This is a genomic window from Paenibacillus sp. MAH-35 (assembly GCF_058135425.1).
Map to the genome: position 1 here is coordinate 25,380 of NZ_JBYUPU010000060.1, position 9,288 is coordinate 34,667.

4 protein-coding genes are annotated in these 9,288 nt (G+C 56.6%); 3 read left to right on the forward strand and 1 reads right to left on the reverse strand.

Annotated elements, in window-relative coordinates; genetic code table 11:
* Nucleotides 1-24 precede the first annotated feature (24 nt).
* Nucleotides 25-1,899, forward strand: coding sequence for a tail fiber/spike domain-containing protein (locus AC3Y2E_RS32320; RefSeq protein ID WP_379217392.1), 1,875 nt, complete (start codon nt 25-27; stop codon nt 1,897-1,899).
* An 801-nt stretch (nt 1,900-2,700) separates the two neighbouring features.
* Here the strand turns inward: AC3Y2E_RS32320 and AC3Y2E_RS32325 are convergent.
* Complete coding sequence (locus AC3Y2E_RS32325; protein ID WP_379217393.1) at nt 2,701-3,801, reverse strand: PRK06851 family protein; 1,101 nt, start codon at nt 3,799-3,801, stop codon at nt 2,701-2,703.
* A 932-nt stretch (nt 3,802-4,733) separates the two neighbouring features.
* On the opposite strand from AC3Y2E_RS32325, the gene AC3Y2E_RS32330 reads away from it, so the two are divergent.
* Both AC3Y2E_RS32330 and AC3Y2E_RS32335 read left to right on the forward strand, forming a co-directional pair.
* Entirely contained in the window at nt 4,734-6,083 is a 1,350-nt protein-coding gene (locus AC3Y2E_RS32330) for an ABC transporter substrate-binding protein (RefSeq protein WP_379217394.1), read from the forward strand.
* Between the two features lie 217 nt (nt 6,084-6,300).
* On the forward strand, nt 6,301-8,232 hold the full coding sequence (locus tag AC3Y2E_RS32335) for a hypothetical protein (protein ID WP_379217395.1): 1,932 nt from the start codon (nt 6,301-6,303) through the stop codon (nt 8,230-8,232).
* Nucleotides 8,233-9,288 lie beyond the last annotated feature (1,056 nt).

A 9,288-nucleotide genomic window follows, 5' to 3' on the forward strand; every position in this document is an offset into this window, starting at 1 on the left:
TCGATCATGCGGGAGGAGATCCTTATGTCAGAGGACCAACACTTCACCGGTTCACAGCTGCAGGACGGGCAAGATGGAGAAGGCCGCACAAGGAACGAAGAAGGTTCGCGCACGATCAGCAGAAGGGCGCTGATCGCAGGTTTAGGGGCTGGCGGGATGCTAGCAGCCGGCAGCTTGTATCTCGGCAGCGTGTACGGCACGTCTGTTACCGAATCCGTATATGGAAGCGAAGGGGAATGCTGCGGCATGAAGCTAATGGGCCATTTTCGGGCCGGGGTCGAGATTGGCTCGGCTGAGCAAATTTTGGAGTTCGCCGAAGCCGACGGCTGCCGGATCACCGGCTATCGCTGGACGGGGACGCTTCCTCATACGACCGTATCGGGCAGTCCGTCCGAGGACGGCGGGATCGGAGAGGGCGCGTGGGCGGCCGTGTATGAGCGGGGCGTCGGCGAAGCGCTCGGCGACAGCGGAATTTACGAGTATGCCCGTGTAAAACCGGTGCCTCCGGCCGGCCAGATCGCCAACGAATCGGAAGTGATTATTCCTTACAGAGGCGCGCTTTACTGCTTGTTTAAGGGCAGCTATTCGCTGGCCGACCAGTCGTATATTTGCGTCGTCAGGCCGACGGGTGACAACGAGCTGAAGGTCGTGTCGCAGATCGAGCTTGGAGTCGGCGCCGATGCCCGGGCGATGACGATTCATAACGACGACCTGTTCGTTTTTACCGGCGGCAAGATCAAGGTGTACCGGATTATCGACGCTTCGCTGCAGTTCAAGCTGGAATATACCCGCAAGTACAGCGGCTTCGTGCAGTCGTGCCGGATCATTAACGGACGCTTGTACGCCTGCAATTGGGGGGCGGGGAAGATCGACCGGTACGATCTGGTGAACGGCGTGCCGTCCCGCGAGACCCAATTCAGCGCAGGCGCTGCGGGCAATGCGTCGATCGTCTCGTACGGGTCGGTTCACTACCTGATCACGCATACGGATACGAACAATGTCACGAGGCTGGATATCGACCAGAACGGCGACGTATTCGCCCGGGGCGTCTATTCGTTTCCCGGCGTGGTCAAGCCGCGGTACGCCGCGATCTACAATGGCATCATGACGCTCGGCGGGTACAGTACGCTGTATGCCAAAACGGTTGCGCTGGACATCTCCTCCGGAACGCCTGTGAAGATCGGCGAGTATCTCAATATGGCGACTCATGTGAGGGTCGGAGACTACCTGATCGGAACGTCTTACGACCAGACGTCGCCGCTGTACAGCGCCTATTATCACAAGCTGGTCAAGGTTTCCGTCAAGGACGGCTCGATTGAAGTGTTGTCCGACCGGGCGCTGCTTTATCCGCTGTTGTACCGCTCTACGGTGTTCGGGTTTTTGCTTGGTCGGGACGGGAAGCATCCGGCCGGACACGCGGGCGACAGCCAGCTCGGCCAGGAGATCGTCTGTTATTCGACGAGCGCGATCCCGAAAGGGATCGATCTCCCGCTGGATGCGGAATCGTACGTGCATCAGGACGGAATCCGGTATACCGGCGTGAAAAATATGGCGGCCGGCGACGTGATCGCGAGGTTCCAAAGCTTCAGTCCGGCGAGGCTCGGTTGGCTGAGGCTGCATGTATCGTATACGATCGTAGATACTCAGAACGTCCCCGGCCAGACGGTAACGGCGCAAAGGGTGTATACCGCATTCAAAGCGTCGAACGGCAGCTGGACGATGACTTTGCCGCGTGTGGACGTGGCGCAGGCGGGGGCGCTTGCAGTCTCGCTAGATTTCGTCGTATCCGGGGCGGATGCGTATGTATCGTGCAGCGGAGCGCTGACCAACGCGCTGGTGACGCTGTCGATCGATTATCATTTGACGGACAACAACATGGGGTCGTTTTATTTGGTGTAAAAGAGGAACGGGACGTTTTGCCGGTGCAAAGCGTCCCGTTGCCGTTTAGTGTAAGGGCCGGGGGAGGCGGGGACAGAAGCAGAGGCGGAGCCGGGAGCCCGGGGCGGAATCAGCAGCCGTAACTGAAAGCAAGGCCAGAGCTCAAACTGGAGCCGGAGCTGATGCCGGAAGCCGAGAGCCGGGGGTGAAAACCAGGGATGAAGCCGAAAGCCCAAGACTCAAACCCGGGAGCCCGAACCCCGAACCTCGGCTTCCCCCACATCAACTTGCGGGTGGAGCTAGTGCAACGCTACGTAAAATTCCCAACAGTTGTACGAGCAGATTTTACCGAAGCGGCGAGTTTGCGCAGACGGGGCGGTTGGATGTACTAGTCGGCATATAACAAGCGAGCAGTGGTCGTTTGGTAAAGAATACGGTTCAACCTTGTTCTGCTCTCCCTGCAAATGAAGATAGAGGAAACTTTACTTCCGCTAATTCGTCGATCAAACTCTTTTATGGTCGTTAGCGGAAGTTTTATTTCCTCTATACAAATGATTCCTCTGTATTTCAAGCAAGTTTCCATAAATAACGGAAATAATCGTTCCGCTATCCACCTTTCTGGACGGTTTCAGGCACATTAGCGGAAGTCTTTCTTCCGCTAATCGCTTCCCCCTGCACAACCCCTTGCTATCCTCATTCAGCGTGTAGGCGTAAATTCATTCGCCGCGCCGGATCCGGACACCGATCTCCGCTACCCATACGCTGGTAGATTTATCTATTGGTCTAATTTCGAGGTCTGGCACTAGCGTCCCGCCGCCCGGCTCAAGTCGCGTCCGCGGTCAGCAGAGCGATCTCCCCGACGATCCGGTCTCGGATCTCGTCGGCCAGGCGAGAATCAACCGCCGAACGATACAGCGACGTTTGCTCATCCTGGAGCGTTTTGGCTTGCGTCAAATGTCCGATGGACTCTTTCATTTTCGCCAAGTACCGGTCCTTGAAGCCGCTGATCGCGGCCGCGTACTTCTCGTCCGTTCCGGGCTTGATGCAATGCGCGTACATATCGACGATCTCGTCAGTGTCGCGTTCGGGGAAATATTCGTGAGGTGCGGTGCTGTCAAAAATCGCGAACCCGAGCTCCCGTACGATGACCATATCAAGGCTGTTCGGATCGAATCCGCAGTGGTACACTTCGACGTCGAAGCCGCGCTCGCTTCCTGCGGCTGCGAGCTTCTTCAACATCGTCGATTTGCCGGAGCCGGGCCGGCCCTTGATGAAGTAGCGCTTCAGTCCCTCCGTCAGATTCGGGACGAAATCAACCGCGCCGCGCGGCGTAGCCGCTCCAAGGAAGCGGTGGTCCACCCGGCCCGATTTCCCCGGCCGGTTGTCGCCGAACAATTGCCGGATATACCGATTGGTCAACTGATCCGCTGCCTCGAAATCCATATTGGCAATATAGACGGCTTCCCAATCGTCGTGGATGCGGAGCGCTTCGGCAAAGCCGGCGTAGGCACGGGTGTGCGCAAAGGTGATTTGCTCGCTCAAGCTGTCGATTGCGGACCTGCCCGACGCGAGCCGGCCCTCGTCGAACGCTTCGTCCAGATTGACGTAGCGGACGTTATCTGCCGGCAGTTTGGGATGGACTACGCGCGGCGGCATGCCGTTAACGATGCCGGTTTTCAGCGCCGGAATGATGACTCCGTCCAAGGCGTCGTTGTCCGACGGACGGTGGAGGAGCCAGATATCGAAGCCGCTCTCCGCCATCCGGGCGCCTACCTCGTGTATGATCGTCGATTTCCCGGTGCCCGGTCCTCCTTGCAAAATGTACAGCCGCTCCAGTCCCTGAAGGGACGAATCGATCTGGTTCGCGAAGCCCCGGGCGGTGTTGCCGCCGGCGTAATAATGGGTAACGTGTCCGGTCGTCATAGTTCTCCATCACCTTTCTAGGCTAATGTCAGGGTGAATGGTATATGGTATTGCTTTCGGCTTGTAAAGGTGCGGCGGATTGGAACAATAACGGGAAAGGGAGCACAGCGCCGCTTCACCTCCAGATTTCACCTTAAGGATTCACAAAACAAAGGCGCAGAGGAAGAAAAACTTCCTTTATTCCGGAATCGGCACTGCATTTCCGGCTGTGAAGAAGGAACGTTTCCGTTATTTCGGCGGTTGGAGGCTGATCTGCCTTATTTGACCCAATTAGCGGAAATAGTTTTTCCGGTTTGCCGGCTTTTTCAGTCTGTTACCCGGTTAAGCGGAAGTTTTACTTCCGTTTCCCTGCACATAGGGGAGTCGGATGGTTATAAGCAGGAAAACGCACTCCTCCAAAAGACGCTGAAACGTATTGTATCCCCTCCTCTTCCGAACGGTGCTGAAACGGATCGTCAACCCTTTAATTTCCTCTTCTTCCGGTCTGCCGCAGCACGTAAAAAAAATCTATTTTCGCACTCCAATAACGCGAGGAGCAGATCAAGTAAATGACGCAGGGGCACACCTTGCCGCGTCAGGATGGAGCGTGCCCGGAAGAAGATCGATTAGGGACGCACGGACCCGCAATAAAGTATAGCTCGATGCAAAGTACAGCTCCATACAAAAGTATAGAAACGAGTGTACGGCCCGATCGGACAGTTCCGTTTTTACGATCTCCATGCGCAGGCTGGGGCGAACAGATTCCTTGGATCACAATACTCAGGGGAGGGGTTACGTCACGAAGTTACGGCAAGGACAACGTCAGAAGTGCAGAAAAGTCAAGGACTGGACCGCTAATATAAAGCGCTTACATTTGTCTGTATAACTCGATATCTCTAACAACATTCCAGTTTTTGTCTGGCAGTCATCTATTAGGATGGAGGGAATCGAAAATGACAAATCCAAACAGACCTAGATATTGGACGAATCCTGCGTTGCCGCTGCTTCTCGTCTCGCTGCTTCTGAGCGTCGCCGCATGCGGAGGCCGGGAAGAGCCTGCCGCATCGGACCCGGGCAAAGCGGATCAGACGCCGGCCGTCTCCAAGCCGGAACCGGTGGAACTGACGATGTTTTATCCGTGGAGCGGGTATCCGAGGGAAAAATTTATGGAGGATGCGGGCAACAGCATCGTCAAAAAATATCCGCACATCTCGATCAACTATGTTCAGAACGAGAAGGGGAGCTCCTACGAGTCGTTAATCGCAGGCGGGCTGAAGCCGGACCTGATCATGACGACAGACTCCTCCTTCGCGGCCGTCAAGGCGGTCGGTTGGGACGGGGATATTACGGAGTTGGCTGCCAAGAACAAATATAATTTCGATGCGATCAATCCGGGCGTGATGCAGGGGCTGCAAGCGGTCGATCCGGGGAAAATAGCCGGTCTCCCGTCACACGTCAACTCGCTCGCGTTATTTTACAACAAAGACTTGTTCGACAAGTTCGGCGTTCCTTATTTGACCGACGGCATGACTTGGGACCAAGTGTACGAAGTGGCGAAAAAGCTTACGCGCCTGGAGGCGGGAACGATCTACCGCGGCTTCGGCATCCGGACGGGCAACTTTATCGGGATGAATCAGTTGTCGCTTCCCGTCGTCGACAAGTCCAATAAAGCAGTCTTTGACACCGATCCGTGGAAAAATTACATCTCCAACTTCGTCCGGTTTTATCAGGTTCCGGGATATGAAGCTACGGAGGAAGTAGTATCGGGGGCCAAGGCCTACGACATGTTCATCAAAGACCAGACGCTGGCGATGCTCGTACAGATGCAGTCCGATTATCCTCGGGAAAGCCTCGGCGTGAAAATGAACTGGGACGTCGTTTCTTATCCGACGCTTGCGGCGAATCCCGGCGCAGGGCCGCAGCCGAACATCGTCTTTTATGTCATCCCGAAAACAAGCGGCAAGAGGGACGCCGCCTTTCTCGCGCTTACGGCGATTCTCGAGGGAGAGCACCAGCGGTCGTTTGTGAAGACGGGTCTCGGAAGCGTATTGAAGCAAAATCCGGCAGCATCCGCAGGCACGGAAGTTGTGCCCGATCTCAAAGGCAGAAACGCGAAATCGCTCTTCCCTGCCAAATACGCCAATCTGGTTGAGCCGAACAAGTACCTGGGCGTTGCACAGGGTGGAGTGTATCAAGCTTTCCTGTCGGCTATTCTGGGCAAGGACGATTTGAATACCGCGCTCCGCGTAGCGCAGGAGAATGCGAATAAAGCGATTGAAGCGCAGCTGGCGACCCAAAAATAACGGGCGGCTTCGCAAAGTGCCGGGCTTAGAGCGGCTGGAACGAAGCAGCGTGCGGACGAAAGCGGACTGTACGTCAGCCGGACACCCGGCGGTGGTGTCCGGCTGACGATTCGAGGGACACAGCGTGCCAATCCGGCTTCCTTCGAAACGTACCGGCTCGTATTGGCCGGAGCGAGTTCTAAAGTACCGGAATTCGGGATAAGGAGCTGCACAAACGATGATTTTCGCGATTGAGGTCAATGGGGAGGAACGAAACGGTCCGGTTGTGCCGGCGTCCGTCCTCGGAACGAACCTGGAGGTAGGGAAATTCACGGACGGCCTGCTGCTGTCGGACCGACTGGACAATCCGAAATTTTTCGGCCCCGAGGGGGCGGACGGCCTGGCGCCCGGCTGGCAACCGCGGGGCAATCATTATGCCGGCGTCCAGTACCGGCTCGTACCGGGGCTGGGCATGAACGGCGGGGACGCGCAGACGATTTTGGTGTATGCGGGCCGCGCCAGCGGAGCGATGCTGCAGACCGGCCGGAGAGTGAAGGCCGGGGAACGGCTCGTCGCGGAGGTATGGGCGATGGCGAAGCATCAGCCCTTCGGGCTGGAGCTGTCGCTGAGGCCGCTTCCGGTCCGCGACCCGGATTATGGCACAGCCCGGGTCACCGTGGATACGGCTTATTGGAAAAAGTACACGGCTGAATTCGAGTGCCCCGCGGACGATCCGGAAGCCGTATTCGTCGTATCGGTCGACGGTCCCGGCTTCGCCTGCTTCGACCAGATTCATCTTCGTCCGGCAGGGCAGCCGGCGGTTCACGCGGAGCTGATGGAGACGATCGAATCGATGCGTCTGCCGGTGCTGCGTTTTCCCGGAGGCTGCACGTCGACGGCGTATCACTGGCGGCTCGGAACCGGCCCGGCTCACCTGCGCCCCGTCTGCCACGATCCTGTTAATAAAAGCCGGCTGGAGTATGAGTTCGGCACCGGCGAATATTTGGACATGTGCGTAGCGCAGGGCATACAGCCGTTTATAACGGTGAATATCGGCACGGGCACGCCGGAGGAAGCGGGAGAGTGGGCCGGCTATTGCAAGGACTGGTACACCCGGCGCGGGATGGAGCTTCCGGACCTATATTTTCAGATGGGCAACGAGCAGTATGGCCGGTGGGAGCTGTCGCATATGGATGCGTCCATGTATGTCCGGGCTCTGCGCGATTTCGTCCCCCGGGTGCGCGAAGGTTACCCGAAGGCGGTTATCGTGGCGCTGGGCGAGCCGACGTCCGTCGGCGTGTGGCAGCCCGATTCCGGTTGGCGGGAAACGCTGCTGAAGGATGGCCGCGACTTGTTCGACGTCGTCTCGATTAACCGGTACAAAGGCCAGAAATTCGCCGATCCGCAGCGGCAGCTAGACAATGCGGCGGACAGCGTGGAGAAAATAACGGACGACCTGCGGACCTTAATCCGGGATTGCCGGGAGGCAGGCTCGCAGGCGAAGGTTGCGCTGACGGAATGGAACTATTGGATGTCCGCCTCCCACTGGGACGGGCGGGGATTTTACGAACCGGACGACGTAAGCCACGGCCTGTTTTACTCGGGCATGATTCATGCGCTGGCGCGCCTGGCACCCGATCTGGCCGTTGCGAACTACTATCATTTGCTTAATGTGATGGGCATGATCCGCTGCGACCACGGCGATGTGTCCGCAACGTCGATCGCCGCGCTGTACCGGCTGTACCGCCCGGTTTTCCCGGGCGAGTGTCTTCCGCTTTCCGTAAAGCCGCTTGCGCAAGCCGGGGAAGGTGGGGGCCGCGAAGGGGGTGGAGTCCTGGACGGTGACGCAAGTCGGGCCGAAGTCCGGTCGGTGAGCGTGAGCGTGGAAAGCCAAGGGGAAAGCGCATCCGCAGCGGAAGAGGGAGCCGGAAGACAGCTGGACGCCTTTGCGATGCGAAGCGGCGGCTCGGTATGGCTGTTTGTAAGCAACCGCTCCGTAATCCGCCCGGCTCAAGCGGCAATCCGGATGGACTCGTCCCGCTGGCGTTCCGCTGTGCTGATGACAGCGGCTAACGAGCGATCGTCTCTCACGGAGTCGATGGCACCGACCGCGACAGAGACGATCGAACTGCCGCCTTTATCTCTGATCCGCATCGAGTATGAGGGGTAACGGCCCACGAAGTGGATAATTACGTTGAGGGAAGCCCTGCAAGCTCCGGCGATAGCCAGGAGATCGCTTCCATTGTCGGCGACTGGCTGACGGACAGTTTGGTTTAGGCGCGACTATAGATCAGGGGGCGGGCTACGAATTTTTTTGCAATAGATTGAGTTCGACTTGGAACAGGTTATTCTCGGGAAAAAGGACCCCAGACTCCACTTGTAGTGGAATTTGAGGTCCTTTCGTTTCAAAAGCAGCCCATTCCTGCCGGATGTTTCGTACTTTGCCCGAGACGACCGACTTGAACCGGAGGGTTTTGCGGGGATGCAGCGAATCCGTTCGACCGCGTGGGCGTACCTTGCTGCTGATGCACGCTGCGGCTCCCGCCGGCAACATTCCTGCCTACGCGCAGGTTTTTGGCCTGCGGAGCAGGTAAGGTGGATGGAGCGCTTTCCTGCACAGCCACAGGAATCGAAGCCGGTTGGCGTTGGTTTGGCTTATTTTGAGCAAGATCCCTGCGTTTAAGCAAGAGAGCTTGGTTCACTTTTTATCTATTTTCAGGAGGATTCATGCATCCGCTGGGGAGGGCAATTTGTCATTCCGTTATCCCGTTACTTTGCGGATGTTATGATGATTCAAAATCGGGCCAAAACCTATTTGAACGAGTAACAGCAGCCGGATTATCAGACAAAGCCTGTTCGCGAGGTTATCTGCAAACAGGCTTTGTCTCTGATTATGGAGGAGGATGCGGAAGTGGCTGCCCTATGGCTGCTCGGTGCTTGCTGCCTTGGGATCACTATTACCTGTTCCGGATCCTTGTCCGAGTGAGGCATCGTAGATCATGAGCGTTTTCTATTAAAATAAGCAACAAAATTAATTACAGACATCGATGCAGTTATTATGAACAGATAAAAGGAAACGGAATCCCCGCCCATTGATAACTCATCAGTAAGAGTACCGACTAGGGAAGTCATATAAATAGACACGATTAAGCAAGTTAATGAAATACTTGTGATTACAAATCCATCAATAAATTCAAATCTATTCTTCATAAAAATATATATCAGT

Excerpts from the sequence above, each read along its gene's own strand:
- AC3Y2E_RS32320 (WP_379217392.1), top strand. The coding sequence starts at position 25 with ATGTCAGAGGACCAACACTTCACCGGTTCACAGCTGCAGGACGGGCAA.
- AC3Y2E_RS32325 (WP_379217393.1), bottom strand. The coding sequence starts at position 3,801 with ATGACGACCGGACACGTTACCCATTATTACGCCGGCGGCAACACCGCC.
- AC3Y2E_RS32330 (WP_379217394.1), top strand. The coding sequence starts at position 4,734 with ATGACAAATCCAAACAGACCTAGATATTGGACGAATCCTGCGTTGCCG.
- AC3Y2E_RS32335 (WP_379217395.1), top strand. The coding sequence starts at position 6,301 with ATGATTTTCGCGATTGAGGTCAATGGGGAGGAACGAAACGGTCCGGTT.